This is a genomic window from Sulfitobacter donghicola DSW-25 = KCTC 12864 = JCM 14565 (assembly GCF_000622405.1).
Taxonomy (GTDB): domain Bacteria; phylum Pseudomonadota; class Alphaproteobacteria; order Rhodobacterales; family Rhodobacteraceae; genus Sulfitobacter; species Sulfitobacter donghicola.
This window is the reverse complement of sequence record NZ_JASF01000005.1, coordinates 3,042,380-3,057,631: the sequence shown is the minus strand read 5'-3', so window position 1 is coordinate 3,057,631 and position 15,252 is coordinate 3,042,380. Positions and strand designations below refer to the sequence as shown.

The window sequence follows — 15,252 nt, the reverse complement described above, 5'->3', positions numbered from 1 at the left end:
GCAGTGAAATCCGATATGGTCTTGCAGATGCTGGTTTAGTATATAGACATTCCTAATCATAGTTTGCGCCAACAATTCGCGCGCAACACCATAGACCGGAGCGAAAGACATGACGACCTGGAGCAAATCAAGCTGGCGCAACATGCCACGGATTCAAATGCCCGATTATCCAGATCAGGCGGCCCTTAAAGCAGTCGAAGAGCAATTGTCACGTTATCCACTTTTGGTGTTTGCAGGCGAAGCACGCCGTTTGCGTGACCATTTGGCTGCGGCTGGCCGTGGTGAGGCGTTTTTATTGCAGGGCGGCGATTGCGCCGAAAGCTTTGAGCAATTCTCATCCGACATGATCCGCGACACCTTTAAGGTGATGTTGCAAATGGCCGTTGTTTTGACCTATGGCGCCAAGGTGCCTGTGATCAAAGTGGGCCGCATGGCGGGTCAATTCGCCAAACCCCGTTCGGCGAATACGGAAACGGTCGATGGGGTCGAACTACCCAGCTATCGTGGTGATATCATCAACGATCTGGCATTCACGCCAGAGGCACGTATCCCGAACCCCGACAATATGATGCGCGCCTATACACAAGCCGCCGCGACATTGAACCTGCTGCGCGCCTTTTCAACAGGTGGCTATGCGGATGTGCGCAAGGTCCATGGTTGGACGCTTGGCTTTACCGATGGTGAAAAGGCCGCGAAATACCGCGATCTGGCGGCCCGTATTTCCGACACGCTAGACTTTATGAATGCGGCGGGCGTTTCCCCTGAAACCTCCCATACGCTGCAATCGGTTGAATTCTACACCAGCCACGAGTCACTTTTGCTGGAGTATGAAGAGGCGCTGTGCCGTCAGGAAGCTGAAACAGGCAAATGGCTGGCAGGTTCTGGCCATATGATCTGGATTGGGGATCGGACACGCCAGCCAGACGGGGCGCATGTCGAATTTGCTTCTGGTGTTCAAAACCCGATTGGCCTGAAATGCGGCCCAACGATGGAAGCAGATGACCTCAAGAAACTGATGGCCAAGCTGAACCCAGAAAACGAAGAAGGTCGCCTGACCCTCATCGCCCGCTTTGGCGCTGGTTCTGTTGGGGATCACCTGCCACGGCTGATCAAGGCGGTACAGGAAGAGGGCGCAAATGTGGTTTGGACCTGTGATGCGATGCACGGCAACACCATCAAATCCTCGTCGGGTTATAAAACACGCCCCTTCGAAAGCGTCCTACGTGAAGTGCGCGAGTTCTTTAGCGTCCATGCCGCCGAAGGCACTGTCCCTGGCGGTGTGCATTTTGAAATGACTGGTCAGGACGTTACTGAATGCACAGGCGGGGTTCGTGCCGTATCTGATGAAGATCTTTCAGATCGCTACCACACAGCCTGTGATCCGCGCTTGAATGCCAGCCAGTCCTTGGAACTGGCCTTCCTCGTCGCCGAGGAATTGACAGCACGTCGCGAAGCGGCAGCAATCAAAGCAGCGGTTTAAGAAAGCAAAGGGGTGAGGCGGAAACGCCTTGCCCCGCTTAATCAGATTTAACCAATCTCAGATAGGGTGGGCGCTTTGGCGATCCTGCTGTATCGGCTTCTTCGGGGTTCATTTCCATTGGTGCGGCCTCAAACGGCGCGCTTGGCTCGGAAAACCCTTCGATTTCTGGCTCTGCGGGTACGGGTGAATCCAGTGGCGTACCGTCGAGCTTTCTCAGGCTGATATCGCTGATTTCAAAACGGTTTGGCGCATCTGTCAGCTCTCCGTGGGAGACAAAACACCCCAAAATGCGGCTCACATCGCCAAGGTCGCTTTTCAGCGGCAAAAGAACCATTCGTGCATTCAATTGCGGGATACCTTGCCGGAATGTGGAAACCATCTGCACCTCGGTAGAGCAGGGGGTTTGAAACACCTCTTCCAGCAGCCCCGCAATCCGGATGCGCGCGTCTTTTTCAAAAAACGCAGTAAGGGGCATGCCGCGCGGTTCCATTCCCATCACATCATGAAGGTGAGACCCCGCAACGCGCATACGGGCAACACCCGGCGCGACCCGTTCCAGAATAAACGCATATTCCAAAGCGGTTTCAATGCCCCGTGGGTCGATCTCGGCGCGTTTGGGCATTTGCCGCCCCGCACGCAGCGCTTCCCAATAGGCTTCGACAACCGAAAGTGGCGCGTATCCGCAATGTGGCTGATAATCAGACATGAGAATAACATTCTGCTGATTTTTACTTTGGTTGTCCATGAAGGCTCTCGTATTTGTTATGCGTTACATTCAAAAAAACGGGGCATATGCGCCCTGTTATTTCAAAATCAGGCCTGCTTCCTAGCCTTTAGCGCCATTCTGACGAAATCTTGCTCTTAATTGTCTCTAACATATTCCAGAACAATTTTGATGGCTTTTTTGAAGAAAGGTTAACATCCGCGCCCCTAGTCGAGATGATTATGGGTTTCTGGGGCTTGCAGGTCAGGGGGAAAAACACCTATGCAAAAACCCAGATGAATGGCCGTAAAGGATGCAGAGATGATAAAGTCGATGACGGGTTTCGCTGCAAAATCTGGTGCGCTCTCCCCACATAGCTGGAGTTGGGAGCTGCGGGCTGTGAACGGCAAGGGGCTGGATCTTAGGATCAGGGTGCCTGATTGGATTCCGGGTCTTGAGGCAGGATTGCGCAAATCAATGAGTGGGGGCATCGCACGGGGCAATGTGACATTGGGCCTGCGGGTTAACCGCGAAGAAGGCGGCGGCGGCCTTGCGGTGAACGAAACCCAACTTTCTACAGTGCTAGAAGCTTTGGGGCAGATTGAAACGGCGGCAATGGACGCTGGTGTGTCACTGGCCCCCTCCAAAGCCACCGACATTGTGACCATGCGCGGGGTTCTGGAACAGGCCGTTGTCGAAGATGACAACGAAGCACTTGCCGCCGCGCTGCTTGCCGAATTCAAAGACGTGCTGGATGATTTCAACGCGATGCGGGCCTCTGAGGGGGCGGCCTTGGAAAAGGTGATGCGCGAACAATTGGCCGACATTCAAAACCTCACCCAAGAGGCCGAAAAGCTGGCCCAAGACCGCGCCGAGCAATCCGCGCAGGCCCTAAAACGCAACTTGTCGCGGGTGATGGACAATGTCGACGGGATCGAACCCGACCGGATCGCCGCCGAACTGGCGCTGATTGCGGTAAAGGCGGATATTACCGAAGAGATTGATCGCCTCGGCGCCCATGTGGCCGCAGCCCATGAATTGCTGAACCAAGACGGGCCAATTGGCCGCAAACTGGATTTCCTGATGCAAGAGTTCAACCGCGAGGCCAACACGCTTTGCGCCAAAGCCCAAAGCAGTGATCTGACGCGGGTTGGATTGGCTCTTAAGGCTGTTATCGACCAACTTCGTGAACAAGTACAAAATGTGGAGTAACCCATGACCAACCGGCGGGGCCTATTGATTATTCTTTCCTCTCCTTCGGGGGCAGGTAAATCGACGTTGGCGAAACGTCTGATGAAATGGGATGACACGCTTAGTTTTTCGGTGTCAGCAACCACGCGCAAACCCCGTGAGGGCGAAGTGGATGGTACCGATTACCGTTTCACCACCGAAGAAACATTCCGCAAATGGGTGGTGGAAAACGAAATGCTGGAACATGCCCATGTTTTTGGCAATTTTTACGGCTCTCCCAAAGGGCCGGTTGAAAAGAGCATCAACGAGGGGCGCGATGTGTTGTTTGACATCGACTGGCAAGGTGCCCAGCAGATCCGCAATTCTCCTTTGGGGCTGTATACCCTGTCGATCTTCATCCTGCCGCCCTCGATCAGCGAATTGCACCGCAGGTTGGTCAGCCGTGGACAGGACGACAGCGAAACCATTTCTAAACGCATGCAAAAAAGCTGGGACGAGATCAGCCATTGGGATGGTTACGACTATGTTCTGGTAAACGATGATCTGGATTCAACCGAAGAAAAGTTGAAAACCATCATCGCCGCCGAGCGGTTGAAGCGCACCCAGCAACCCCAGCTGAGCGAAATCGCCCGCGATCTACAATCTCAATTCGAGGATTTGGTATGACCCTTTATGCCCTAGCAGATATTTCGCCACAGGTTGCCCCTTCGGCATGGGTTGCGCCCGATGCCAATGTGATTGGCAATGTTGAACTGGCCGAGAAATCGTCAGTTTGGTTTGGCTGTACTTTGCGCGGAGATAATGAACGCATCACCGTCGGCGAGGGGTCAAACGTGCAGGAAAACTGCGTTTTCCATACGGATATCGGCTATCCGCTGACCATCGGCACCAATTGTACCATCGGGCATAAGGTGATGCTGCATGGCTGCACGATTGAAGATAATTCATTGATTGGTATGGGCGCGACCATCCTGAACGGCGCCAAGATCGGCAAGAATTGCCTGATCGGGGCAGGGGCTTTGATTACGGAAAACAAGGTCATACCGGACGGCAGCCTTGTCATGGGCAGCCCTGGTAAAGTTGTCAGGACATTGGACGAAGCCGCCATCCAAGGCCTAACCATGAGCGCGCTGCATTATCAGCAAAACGCAGCACGTTTCGCCAAAGATCTGAAAGAGATTTAAAATCATGAGCGCGTCATTGCCCGTCAGTAATTTGATCGCGGCGATGCCGCTCCCCTCTCTTGCGATTTCGCAAAGCGAGCAAATCATCGCGTTAAATGCCGCCGCTCAAAAGCTGTTGGGGGTGCCTGCCAAAGGCGGGCATTTCATCACCGTTCTGCGCCAGCCCTCTGTTGTCGAAGCGGTTGAGCGGTGCCTAAAGGGCACTGGCCCGACAACAGCGACCTACCTGACCCGAGAGGGCAGCAATGATACAACCTATACCGTTTCCGTCAGCTTGGTTGAGAATACCGGTATCGCGCTGGTGACGTTTCAAGACATCACCATGGTCACCGCCGCAGGCCAGATGCGCCGCGACTTTGTCGCCAACGTCAGCCACGAGTTACGCACGCCCCTGACTGCGGTGATGGGCTTTATTGAAACCCTTCAGGGCCCAGCCCGCAACGACGCCCCAGCCCGCGAGAGGTTTTTGGGGATTATGCAGGCAGAAACCGAACGGATGAACCGTCTGGTGGGGGATTTGCTATCGCTCAGCCGCGTAGAAGCAGATGAGAGGGTTCGACCTGTTACTCAGGTTGATATCGTTGGGATTGTCGCCAGTACAATTCGCAGCCTCACCCCGCTAGCGACCGAGGCAAACGTATCTTTTGTCGTAGACCTCCCCGAAGATCCTGTGATGCTGGCTGCGGATATGGATCAATTGCTTCAGGTCTTCACCAATCTCATCGAGAACGCGATCAAATACGGCGGGCGGGATCGGAACGTCTATGTGACCCTTGAAAAGCGTGATCGTGTTAACGCATTCCGCGCATCTGGTGTGGTCGTCAGCGTGCGCGACGAAGGTTTGGGAATAGATCAACAACATCTTCCGCGCCTCACCGAACGATTCTACCGTGTGGACAGCCACCGAAGCCGCGAAATCGGGGGTACGGGGCTGGGCCTTGCGATTGTGAAACATATCCTTAACCGTCATCGCGGGCGGTTGAAGGTGCAATCAAAACTCGGTGAAGGGTCTGAATTCATTGTGTTATTACCGTTAGAACAGGCGCGAAATTCGGTCTGAAAATTTTGCGTCAAATCGGCCATTGTCATGAAACTGTAACACTACTGTCACAAAAGCTCAGCACGGCACTTTTAGAACGCACACAAGTCACCATGGGGTGATCGAAATTATCTGCTGACAGGAGACTTTGATGTCTTTCGTAAAACTCACAACTTCCGCTCTGGCCATTGCCGCAGTATCCGCAACAGCCGCTGCTGCACGCGATCAGGTTCAGGTTGCCGGTTCTTCCACCGTTCTTCCATATGCTTCCATCGTTGCTGAAGCGTTTGGCGAAAACTTTGACTTCCCAACACCTGTTGTTGAATCTGGCGGCTCTTCTGCTGGTCTGAAGCGTTTCTGCGAAGGTGTAGGCGAAAACACCATCGACGTTGCAAACGCATCGCGCAAGATCAAAGAAAAAGAGATCAAAGCCTGTGCCGAGAATGGCGTTACAGACATCATCGAAGTGCGCATCGGTTATGATGGCATCGTGTTTGCCTCTGACATCAATGGCGAAAGCTTCGCCTTCACACCGGTTGACTGGTACAAAGCGGTTTCCGACAACGTCGTTATGGACGGCAAGGTCGTTGCGAACCCATACACCACATGGAACGAAGTAAATCCAGCCTTCCCAGCACAGCCAATCCAAGCGTTTGTTCCTGGCACAAAGCACGGCACACGCGAAGTGTTTGAAGACAAAGTGATCCTTGCGGGTTGTGAAGAAAGCGGCGATTTCGACGTCTTCCTTGCAGCTGCCGAAGGCGACACAGACAAAGCCAAGCATAAAGCAGCTGAGAAAGCCTGTATTTCCCTGCGCACAGATGGCAAATCCGTAGACATCGACGGTGACTACACAGAAACACTGGCCCGCATCGAAAGCAACAAAGACGGCATCGGCGTGTTTGGTCTGGCTTTCTACGAAAACAACACAGACAAGCTGCAAGTTGCAACAATGTCTGACATCGTGCCGTCCACCGAGAGCATCGCAACCGGCGAATACCCTGTATCCCGCCCGCTGTTCTTCTACGTGAAAAAGGCGCACATCGGCGTTGTTCCTGGTCTGAAGGACTATGCTGAATTCTTCGTCGCGGACGAGATCGCTGGCCCAGACGGCCCATTGGCTGAATACGGCCTCGTCTCCGACCCAGAGCTGGAAGCGACACAAACCTCGGTTTCCGAAGAAGCAGTAATGGGCGGCGGCTCCTAAGCCGGTGCTAACGAAATGACCAATAAGGGGCTGCTTTTCCAAGCGGCCCCTTACTTCTGAAGACCAATAGCGGAGCGGTTATGCCCCTTTCCTTTCTAGGTGACCCAACGACACTGGTTCTGATTGTGCTTGCGATTGCAGTCATCGGATATGTCTTGGCACGTAAACGCGCGATGGCGCGGGCAGGAGGGGATGCGCGTGTGCTGCATTCGCTGCCGAACTACTACGGAATGACAGCTGCGATGTTCGCGGGCATTCCTGCGCTGGGTGTCATGGTGATTTGGTTGCTGGCGCAGCCGATGATGATCCAGAACTCTGTCCTGCCGCTGCTTCCTGCCGAAGTTACGCAAAGCGCTGGTACGACCTCATTGGTGATGAGTGACGTTGCCCGCGTTGCGGATGGGTTGGATACTGCGATTTCCCAAGGTGTTTTGGATGCCGCCGCCATTGACGCGTTAAAGGCCGATCCATCCAGCCTGCGCGATACACTTGCCGGTGTTGGCGTTGCTCTTGGATCAGAGGTGGAACCCTATGTCCTAGCCGCAGCCGAACAGGCCCGCAAACTTGATGCGCGCTGGGATGTTATCCGCGCGATAGCGGTGATTGCACTGGCTTTGGTGGGGGCTGGCATTGCGATCCGCTCGGCCGATCCCGATTTTCGCGCGCGCAATATTGTTGAACGCGGTGTCATGGCGCTGCTGGTCACGGCGGCTTCCTTGGCGATCTTGACAACCTTGGGCATCGTTTTGTCCATGTTGTTTGAGACCATCAATTTCTTTTCGCTCCACCCTTGGCAGGACTTTTTCCTTGGTGGGTCTTGGGCGCCGAACTTTCGCGGCGATAGCGATCTTTCCATTTTGCCACTGCTTTGGGGCACGCTGTATATTTCGATTATCGCCCTGTTGGTGGCCGTGCCAATCGGCCTGTTCGCGGCGATCTACCTTAGCGAATATGCAGGGCCAAAACTGCGCACCATCGCCAAACCGCTTTTGGAAATCCTCGCTGGTATTCCAACCATTGTTTACGGTCTGTTTGCGCTGCTAACGGTTGGGCCCTTTTTGGTTGATGTGTTTGGCACTGGCGGGTTGCTCAGCGCGGAAGGCCTGCGCGACGGTGATGCGCTGATGTCGGGGGCCACGGCGGTTATGACGGCTGGTCTGGTGATGGGCATCATGTTGATCCCCTTTGTCTCTTCGCTGAGCGATGACATCATCAACGCGGTCCCGCAATCCCTGCGCGATGGCTCCTATGGCCTTGGCGCCACCCCGTCTGAGACGGTGCGTCAGGTTGTCTTGCCCGCCGCTTTGCCCGGTATCGTAGGGGCGATCCTATTGGCCGCCTCCCGCGCCATTGGTGAAACCATGATTGTTGTTTTGGGGGCAGGGGCCATTGCGCGGATTTCGGGCAACCCGTTTGAAGCCATGACAACCATCACCACCCGCATCGTGAGCCAGCTCACGGGTGATACAGACTTTGCCAGCCCGGAAACGCTGGTTGCCTTTGCTCTGGGGCTTACGCTTTTCGTTCTGACATTGGGGCTTAACATCGTGGCCCTCTACATTGTCCGCAAATATCGGGAACAATACGAATGACCGACAGTACACATATCTCAACGTCATCGCTGTTGACGCAGGACAAACGCACAACAAAACGCAACCGCGCCGAAGCAAGGTTCAAGGCCTATGGCCTGATCGCGATTGGTGTCGGTGTCCTGATGTTGCTGATCCTGTTGACCAATATCATCAGCCGCGGTTCTGGCGCGTTCCAGCAGACTTATCTGACATTGGAAGTCACGCTGGATGAGGCCAAAATCGACAAAAAGGGCAACCGCGACATCGCCGATATCAAAAAGGTATCCACCTTTGGCTATAAACCCCTGCTGTCCAATGCCTTTGAACAGCTGGTCACAAACGGCACAGTCGAGACAGACCTGAAACCAAAGAAGATGGCGGGCATCCTGTCCAAAGGTGCCGAAGCGCAAATGCGCAACGCCGTCATCGCCGACCCCAACCTGATCGGTCAGACGGTTTCGTTTGATTTTCTCGCCTCTGGCCGCGTGGATGGCTATTTAAAGGGTCGTGTAACGCGTGAAAGCATTGGCCGAGATAAAAACATCAACCCCGCGCAGCTGGACCTTGTTGATCAGCTATTGGCCTCTGGCCAGTTGGAGAAAAAGTTCAACCTCGCCTTTATCACAGGTGCTGATGCCTCAGATGCCCGTCCCGAGGCGGCTGGTATCGGGGTGTCGATGGTTGGCTCGCTGTTTATGATGCTGGTTGTATTGGCATTGGCGTTACCCATCGGTGTGGCCGCGTCGATCTACCTAGAAGAATTCGCCCCCAAGAACTGGATCACCGATATCATCGAAGTGAATATCTCAAACCTTGCTGCGGTGCCATCAATTGTGTTTGGTATCCTTGGTCTGGCGGTTTTCATCAACTATATGCACCTGCCGAACTCGGCGCCGCTGGTTGGGGGATTGGTCCTGACGTTGATGACCTTGCCAACGATCATCATTTCCACCCGCGCTTCGCTAAAATCCGTTCCGCCCTCCATTCGGGATGCGGCCTTGGGTGTTGGCGCGTCGAAAATGCAATCTGTCTTTCACCATGTTTTGCCTCTGGCAGCCCCTGGTATTCTGACAGGCACCATCATTGGTCTGGCGCAGGCTTTGGGTGAAACCGCGCCTTTGCTGCTGATCGGTATGGTTGGCTTTATCGCCTCCAACGGCCCCGAGAGCATCTCTGAGGGCTTGATGAGCCCGAACTCGGCCATGCCGGCGCAGATTTATGAATGGGCCAAACGCGCCGACCCTGCCTTTTATGAGCGCGCATGGGGCGGCATCATCATCTTGCTGGTCTTCCTGATCACCATGAACACAATCGCAGTCCTATTACGCCGCCGCTTTGAGCGCCGCTGGTAAGGAGGTATAACATGCTAGATATTTCACAAAACCTGGAGTCACACGTGGTGAACAAGTCCAAAATCTCGGCCCGTAATGTACAGGTCTACTACGGTGAAAACCACGCGATCAAAGACGTCAACGTCGAGATCGAGGATAAGACGGTAACGGCCTTTATCGGCCCTTCAGGCTGTGGCAAATCCACCTTCCTGCGCTGCATCAACCGGATGAACGACACGATCGACATCTGCCGCGTCGAAGGGGACATCCTGATCGACAACGAAGATATCTATGATCCAAAGGTCGATCCGGTTCAGTTGCGCGCAAAGGTGGGCATGGTGTTCCAAAAACCGAACCCTTTCCCGAAATCCATTTATGACAACGTGGCCTACGGTCCGCGCATTCACGGGCTTTCCCGCAACAAGGGTGAGCTGGACGATATCGTGGAACGCGCCTTGCGCCGTGGTGCGATCTGGGATGAGGTCAAGGACCGCCTTCATGCGCCGGGCACTGGCCTGTCTGGGGGGCAGCAGCAGCGCCTGTGTATTGCCCGCGCCGTAGCCACCGAACCCGAAGTCCTGCTGATGGACGAACCCTGTTCGGCGCTGGACCCGATTGCAACAGCGCAAGTTGAAGAGCTGATCGACGAGCTGCGCCAGAACTTTTCCGTCGTCATCGTCACCCACTCGATGCAGCAGGCCGCCCGAGTGAGCCAGCGCACCGCGTTTTTCCACCTCGGCAACCTTGTCGAGTTCGGCGACACCGACAAGATTTTCACCTCTCCCGAAGACCCGCGCACCGAGAGCTATATTACCGGAAGGATCGGATAATATCATGGAAGATTCAAACCACATCGCATCGGCTTTTGACCGCGACCTTGGCACCATTCAGGCCCAGATCATGAAAATGGGCGGCTTGGTCGAAGATCAAATCCGTCAAGCCGCCAAAAGCCTTGAAACACGCGACGAGCCATTGGCCGAAAAGGTACGCAAAGCGGATAAAGCGATTGATGTGCTAGAGGCCGAGATCAACGAACAGGCCGCCCGTGTGATCGCCCTGCGTGCGCCAACGGCAATTGATTTGCGCATGATCCTGAGCGTCATCAAGATTTCCGCAAATCTGGAACGCATTGGTGACTATGCCAAAAACATGGCTAAACGCACCAGCGTTCTATCCCAGATGCCGCCCGTCAGCGACAGCACAGGGGCGATCCGCCGCATGGCCCGTCTGGCCGAAGAAATGCTGGAAGACGCGCTGGATGCCTATATCCGTCGTGATGTTGAACTGGCCGCGGATGTGATCGCACGCGACGAAGATCTGGACCAGATGTACAACGCCTTGTTCCGTGAATTCCTGACCTTCATGATGGAAGACCCGCGCAACATCACCGCCTGTATGCACCTGCATTTCATCGCCAAAAACGTTGAGCGTATGGGCGACCATTGCACCGCCATGGCCGAACAGGTGACCTATCTGGTGACAGGTTCACACCCAGAGGATGCGCGGACTAAAGCGGATGAAACCTCGATCAATTCATAGGATTTGAAATCATGTCTGTCGGCCAATTACAGGTGTTGCTGGTAGAAGACGAACCAGCGCAGCGTGAAGTTTTAGCATATAACCTAGAAGCTGAAGGGTATTCGGTACAGCGCGCAGAGAACGGCGAAGAAGCGATGATGCTCATCGATGAGGCGGCGCCTGACATTATCATTCTGGATTGGATGATGCCTCTTTTGTCAGGCATCGAAGTCTGCCGCCGCGTCAAAAGCCGCCCCGAAACACGTGAAATCCCTGTGATCATGCTCAGCGCGCGATCTGAGGAGGTGGACTCGGTTCGGGGGTTGGATACGGGCGCTGACGACTATGTGGTCAAACCCTATAACCTGCGCGAGCTGATGGCGCGGGTGCGCAACCAGCTGCGCCGCGCACGGCCGTCTTCTTCTGGTGAGGTGCTGACATTTGACGACATCTTGCTCAACTCGGAAACGCACCGTGTTTCGCGCGGCGAAGCGGATGTGAAATTGGGGCCAACAGAATACCGTCTTTTGGTGACATTGATGGAAAAACCCGGACGGGTGTTTAGCCGTGATCAGCTGCTGGATCTGGTCTGGGGGCGCGATATTTATGTGGATACGCGCACGGTGGACGTGCATGTTGCGCGCCTTCGCAAGGCGCTGACAGGGCAGGGTGGTAGCGACCCGATCCGCACGGTTCGGGGAACCGGATACGCCTTGGGCTAAACGACCAAGGCGCGCTGGTCTTCGCGCCCCATGCTGACAATCAACGGGTTTGTAGCCTGACGCGCCATGAACGCTTCTTTGCTGTCGATGCCTTGCCATTTGATCGCGATCAACGCCTGCGCAACCGCACCGCCCAACGTGGTTCCGGGCCCCGTGATAACAAACCGTTCTGGCGCAAAGTTTCTTGCTGCTGATTGGACCGAAGCCGTGAAATCGTAGCTTTCTGTAATCTGATGCCCCAAAGTATAGCGGCGCAACGCCGTCAGATCACATGATCGCGGATTCCAAATGGCGCCTCGGCCATCGATCAGCGGGATTTCGGGGTCTTGGAACAAATCATCGCTTAACGCGTTGCGGCCCATTTGCGCAACATCACCCATCAAAGACGTATGAAACGCTGCATGGTTTGGCAGGCGTAACGCTTTGCGATCGGGGTCTGTGGCGACCGCTTTTTCAAACGCGACCAACCCTGCTTCATTGCCAGCAACAACCAACATGCCACCCAGATGAATAGAAATGGCAAGCGTGTGATCGGCCTTAGCATTGATCTGAAGGACAAGAGCGTTCAGGCGGTCTTCTTCGCCTTCAATTGCTTGCCAGTTTCCATCAACAAAGGGATATAAAACTTGGCCACCTTGTCCGTGATGGTGCATCAACGTGCCCATGGTATTCACCACGGTCAATCCATTGAGCGCAGTCGTTCCCCCACCCGCTGCCAAGGCGATGTACCACCCAAGAGAATTGCCAGCGACGGCGCGTATATCATGGCTTTGCCGCGCGGCCTCGGCATCCAGAAAGCTACAGGCGTAAATCAACGCCGAGGCGTTATCGCCTGTGGTGTGTTTTGCAGCCGAAAACCGCTCCGCTCCATCCAGATCGCTGAGGCTGGCCTGACCCTGATCGCGCCGCAGTGCATCCCATTGCGCGATCAAAGGGTGGTTGCCGTGGGTCTGGTGCAGCGTGCCGAGTTCGCCTTTGTTATATGTCCCGCGACCGGGGCAGATCAGAACGGCAGTTGGTTTAACGCTCATGAGGACACCAGTGTTTTTGCGGCAGCGATGATTTCCTCGGTAGAGGGTAGGGTGGCGGCATAGGCTGGCCCTGTCGGGATAAAGCTATCCTGAGCTGTCACACGCGAAACGCGGGTGTGGCCAGCCTCCATAAACAGGGCCATCAACCCCTCTGATTGGCTGCCGGTGCGACGGCATTCATCCACGATCAGGATGTTTTTACAGCCTTTTGTCGCCTCGATCAAAGCCTCAGCAGGCAGCGGCGCAAGCCAGCGCATGTCGATCACCCGCGTTTTGATCCCGCTTTCCTCGATTGCCGCCTTGGCCTGTGTAGATAGGTAGTATCCGTTTGCATAACTGATGATCGCTAGATCCTGTCCTTCCCCATCCACGCCGATTTCACCAACCGCGATCCGCCGATCTGGCGCAGGGTAGGAGGTGAGCCACTGCCCATCACCAGTATCATGAAGATCGCGCATGGGATAAAGCGCAATAGGTTCGATAAAGACCACCACGCGCTGCTCTTCCCGCGCCAGCCGCACAGCTTCGCGCAGCATCATCGCAGCATCCGCCCCGTTTGAAGGGCAGGCGATAATCACGCCTGGAATATCGCGCAGAACAGCGAGGGAGTTGTCGTTGTGAAAATGCCCGCCAAAGCCCTTTTGATAGCCCAAACCAGCAATCCTAAGGACCATCGGGTTGGTATATTGACCGTCTGAGAAAAAGCTCAAGGTGGCGGCTTCGCCGCGCAGCTGGTCCTCTGCGTTATGCAGATAGGCCAAAAACTGGATTTCGGGGATTGGCACAAACCCGTTATGACCCATCCCAATCGCGAGCCCCAGAATGGACTGCTCATCTAAAAGCGTATCAATCACGCGGTCAGGGCCAAATCGGTTTTGCAGCTTTTGCGTGACGCCATAAACGCCGCCTTTACGGCCTACGTCTTCGCCTGCGACGATGATCTCTTCATGCTCTAACATCAGATCGGCCAAAGCCCAGCCGATAAGGCGGCTCATCGGTTGAGGGTCGGACATCTGTTTGATGTCATTGCCAAACAACGCCATGCGCGCATCTGGGGCAGGGCCGTTGCTAGGGGTGCACTCACGTAAAGGCGGAACAATGCTGGCCATTACCTCTTGGGCTGTAACCAATGTGCCTTGCGCCATGACTTCCTCAGCTACTCTGTTACAGGTAGCTTCTGTTTCATTATATATATCAATGCATTGCACCAACGTGCTGGCATCGCTATCGCGCAGAATTCGGGCCGAATGCAGCAGGGGATCATTTGCTTCGCCTGCTTCAATGGCGGCTTTGTCACGGTATGTCATCTCAACATCCGACCCCGCGTGCCCGTACAGGCGAACAGTGGTAATATGCAAGAACGCGGGCTTGCGCGTGCGGCGCACATAATCTGCTGCGGCCTGTGACACCTGTAAGGTTTGCGCCATATCCAAACCATTGCAACTAAAGTACTTTAACCCCGGTCTGTTCGCGAAATTCGCAGCAACCCAACCCCGTGGCGTCGGCACCGATATCCCGATCCCGTTGTCTTCGCAGACAAAAAGGAGCGGCAAGGGCACCGATTGAAAACTGGTCCAGCAGGCCGTGTTGATCGCACCCTGAGCCGTTGAATGATTGGACGAGGCATCCCCAAAACTGCACATCACAATACTATCTTCGGGCAGCAACTGGTGCTCGGGCGTTTTGCGCCGCGCAAGCCCAAGCGAGTAGGCGGCCCCGACAGCCTTTGGCAAATGGCTGGCGATTGTCGAGGTTTGCGGCGGAATGTTCAGCGCTTTTGAACCCAGCACCTTATGCCGACCACCAGAAATAGGATCGGACGCAGCGGCACGAAAGCTTAACAACATATCCCAAACAGGCGTTTGACCGGCCACTTGATTTGCGCGCTGAATTTGAAACGCCGCGTCCCGATAATGCAAAAACGCCATATCCGTCGGTCTAAGGCTTTCCGCTACGGCGGCCATACCTTCATGTCCGGAAGAGCCGATGGTGTAAAACCCTTTGCCGCTTGCTTGCATCTTGCGGCTGGTCCGATCCAACTGGCGGCTTAGAACCTGACTGCGAAAAATCTCGTTCAGCTTGGTCTTTGAAATTTCAGGGTCGGGCAAACCACCAACGGGAAGATCACCACAGGACAACCTGCGTAAGAAGTTTTCGTGAACAATAGCAGCGCGATCCATCAGCGGCTCCGATCAAAGAAATCCTTGCCCGCAGGTTTCACCGCCACTTGGCCAAGGTCAATCCCAAATCATCCACATCTGCCGTAGGGTACAGC

The 15,252-nt window shown here is 54.9% G+C and carries 14 protein-coding genes; 11 read left to right on the top strand and 3 right to left on the bottom strand.

Annotation, left to right across the window (positions count from 1 at the left end):
- Window positions 1–109: 109 nt before the first annotated feature.
- Window positions 110–1,480, top strand: coding sequence for a class II 3-deoxy-7-phosphoheptulonate synthase (locus Z948_RS0116245; RefSeq protein ID WP_025060604.1), 1,371 nt, complete (start codon window positions 110–112; stop codon window positions 1,478–1,480).
- 37 nt (window positions 1,481–1,517) lie between these two features.
- Here Z948_RS0116245 and Z948_RS0116240 read toward each other — a convergent pair whose 3' ends face one another.
- A complete protein-coding gene (locus tag Z948_RS0116240) occupies window positions 1,518–2,186 on the bottom strand; it encodes a PAS domain-containing protein (RefSeq protein ID WP_245604588.1) in 669 nt (222 codons plus the stop codon).
- A gap of 318 nt (window positions 2,187–2,504) precedes the next feature.
- Between Z948_RS0116240 and Z948_RS0116235 the strand changes: the two genes are divergently transcribed.
- The 10 genes from Z948_RS0116235 to phoB all read left to right on the top strand — a co-directional run bounded on the left by Z948_RS0116235 (window position 2,505) and on the right by phoB (window position 11,946).
- The gene (locus Z948_RS0116235; RefSeq protein ID WP_025060602.1) at window positions 2,505–3,395 is read left to right on the top strand and encodes a YicC/YloC family endoribonuclease; all 891 of its coding nucleotides are present in this window, start codon (window positions 2,505–2,507) and stop codon (window positions 3,393–3,395) included.
- A 3-nt stretch (window positions 3,396–3,398) separates the two neighbouring features.
- Window positions 3,399–4,040 (top strand): guanylate kinase, encoded by a 642-nt coding sequence (gene gmk / locus Z948_RS0116230; RefSeq protein WP_025060601.1) that lies wholly within the window; start codon window positions 3,399–3,401, stop codon window positions 4,038–4,040.
- Entirely contained in the window at window positions 4,037–4,558 is a 522-nt protein-coding gene (locus Z948_RS0116225) for a gamma carbonic anhydrase family protein (protein ID WP_025060600.1), read from the top strand. Before gmk ends, Z948_RS0116225 begins: the two co-directional genes overlap by 4 nt.
- 4 nt (window positions 4,559–4,562) lie before the next feature.
- Entirely contained in the window at window positions 4,563–5,618 is a 1,056-nt protein-coding gene (locus tag Z948_RS0116220) for a sensor histidine kinase (protein WP_025060599.1), read from the top strand.
- Window positions 5,619–5,748: 130 nt separating this feature from the next.
- Complete coding sequence (locus Z948_RS0116215; RefSeq protein ID WP_025060598.1) at window positions 5,749–6,804, top strand: substrate-binding domain-containing protein; 1,056 nt, start codon at window positions 5,749–5,751, stop codon at window positions 6,802–6,804.
- Window positions 6,805–6,884: 80 nt separating this feature from the next.
- The gene (gene pstC, locus Z948_RS0116210; RefSeq protein ID WP_037952347.1) at window positions 6,885–8,396 is read left to right on the top strand and encodes a phosphate ABC transporter permease subunit PstC; all 1,512 of its coding nucleotides are present in this window, start codon (window positions 6,885–6,887) and stop codon (window positions 8,394–8,396) included.
- Window positions 8,393–9,727, top strand: a complete 1,335-nt coding sequence (gene pstA / locus Z948_RS0116205; RefSeq protein WP_025060596.1) for a phosphate ABC transporter permease PstA — start codon at window positions 8,393–8,395, stop codon at window positions 9,725–9,727. The genes pstC and pstA overlap by 4 nt, the downstream gene beginning before the upstream one ends.
- Window positions 9,728–9,738: 11 nt before the next feature.
- Window positions 9,739–10,536 carry a phosphate ABC transporter ATP-binding protein PstB gene (pstB, locus tag Z948_RS0116200; RefSeq protein ID WP_025060595.1) on the top strand — a complete coding sequence of 266 codons (798 nt, stop codon included), beginning with the start codon at window positions 9,739–9,741 and terminating at the stop codon, window positions 10,534–10,536.
- Window positions 10,537–10,540: 4 nt separating this feature from the next.
- Complete coding sequence (gene phoU, locus Z948_RS0116195) at window positions 10,541–11,245, top strand: phosphate signaling complex protein PhoU (RefSeq protein WP_025060594.1); 705 nt, start codon at window positions 10,541–10,543, stop codon at window positions 11,243–11,245.
- A gap of 11 nt (window positions 11,246–11,256) precedes the next feature.
- Window positions 11,257–11,946, top strand: coding sequence for a phosphate regulon transcriptional regulator PhoB (gene phoB / locus Z948_RS0116190; protein WP_025060593.1), 690 nt, complete (start codon window positions 11,257–11,259; stop codon window positions 11,944–11,946).
- Here phoB and Z948_RS0116185 read toward each other — a convergent pair.
- The gene (locus Z948_RS0116185; RefSeq protein WP_025060592.1) at window positions 11,943–12,977 is read right to left on the bottom strand and encodes an ACP S-malonyltransferase; all 1,035 of its coding nucleotides are present in this window, start codon (window positions 12,975–12,977) and stop codon (window positions 11,943–11,945) included. The genes phoB and Z948_RS0116185 overlap by 4 nt on opposite strands.
- Window positions 12,974–15,157, bottom strand: coding sequence for a dehydrogenase E1 component subunit alpha/beta (locus tag Z948_RS0116180; RefSeq protein ID WP_025060591.1), 2,184 nt, complete (start codon window positions 15,155–15,157; stop codon window positions 12,974–12,976). Before Z948_RS0116180 ends, Z948_RS0116185 begins: the two co-directional genes overlap by 4 nt.
- Window positions 15,158–15,252: the final 95 nt, after the last annotated feature.

Excerpts from the sequence above, each read along its gene's own strand:
- Z948_RS0116245 (WP_025060604.1), top strand. The coding sequence starts at position 110 with ATGACGACCTGGAGCAAATCAAGCTGGCGCAACATGCCACGGATTCAA.
- Z948_RS0116240 (WP_245604588.1), bottom strand. The coding sequence starts at position 2,186 with ATGTCTGATTATCAGCCACATTGCGGATACGCGCCACTTTCGGTTGTC.
- Z948_RS0116235 (WP_025060602.1), top strand. The coding sequence starts at position 2,505 with ATGATAAAGTCGATGACGGGTTTCGCTGCAAAATCTGGTGCGCTCTCC.
- gmk (WP_025060601.1), top strand. The coding sequence starts at position 3,399 with ATGACCAACCGGCGGGGCCTATTGATTATTCTTTCCTCTCCTTCGGGG.
- Z948_RS0116225 (WP_025060600.1), top strand. The coding sequence starts at position 4,037 with ATGACCCTTTATGCCCTAGCAGATATTTCGCCACAGGTTGCCCCTTCG.
- Z948_RS0116220 (WP_025060599.1), top strand. The coding sequence starts at position 4,563 with ATGAGCGCGTCATTGCCCGTCAGTAATTTGATCGCGGCGATGCCGCTC.
- Z948_RS0116215 (WP_025060598.1), top strand. The coding sequence starts at position 5,749 with ATGTCTTTCGTAAAACTCACAACTTCCGCTCTGGCCATTGCCGCAGTA.
- pstC (WP_037952347.1), top strand. The coding sequence starts at position 6,885 with ATGCCCCTTTCCTTTCTAGGTGACCCAACGACACTGGTTCTGATTGTG.
- pstA (WP_025060596.1), top strand. The coding sequence starts at position 8,393 with ATGACCGACAGTACACATATCTCAACGTCATCGCTGTTGACGCAGGAC.
- pstB (WP_025060595.1), top strand. The coding sequence starts at position 9,739 with ATGCTAGATATTTCACAAAACCTGGAGTCACACGTGGTGAACAAGTCC.
- phoU (WP_025060594.1), top strand. The coding sequence starts at position 10,541 with ATGGAAGATTCAAACCACATCGCATCGGCTTTTGACCGCGACCTTGGC.
- phoB (WP_025060593.1), top strand. The coding sequence starts at position 11,257 with ATGTCTGTCGGCCAATTACAGGTGTTGCTGGTAGAAGACGAACCAGCG.
- Z948_RS0116185 (WP_025060592.1), bottom strand. The coding sequence starts at position 12,977 with ATGAGCGTTAAACCAACTGCCGTTCTGATCTGCCCCGGTCGCGGGACA.
- Z948_RS0116180 (WP_025060591.1), bottom strand. The coding sequence starts at position 15,157 with ATGGATCGCGCTGCTATTGTTCACGAAAACTTCTTACGCAGGTTGTCC.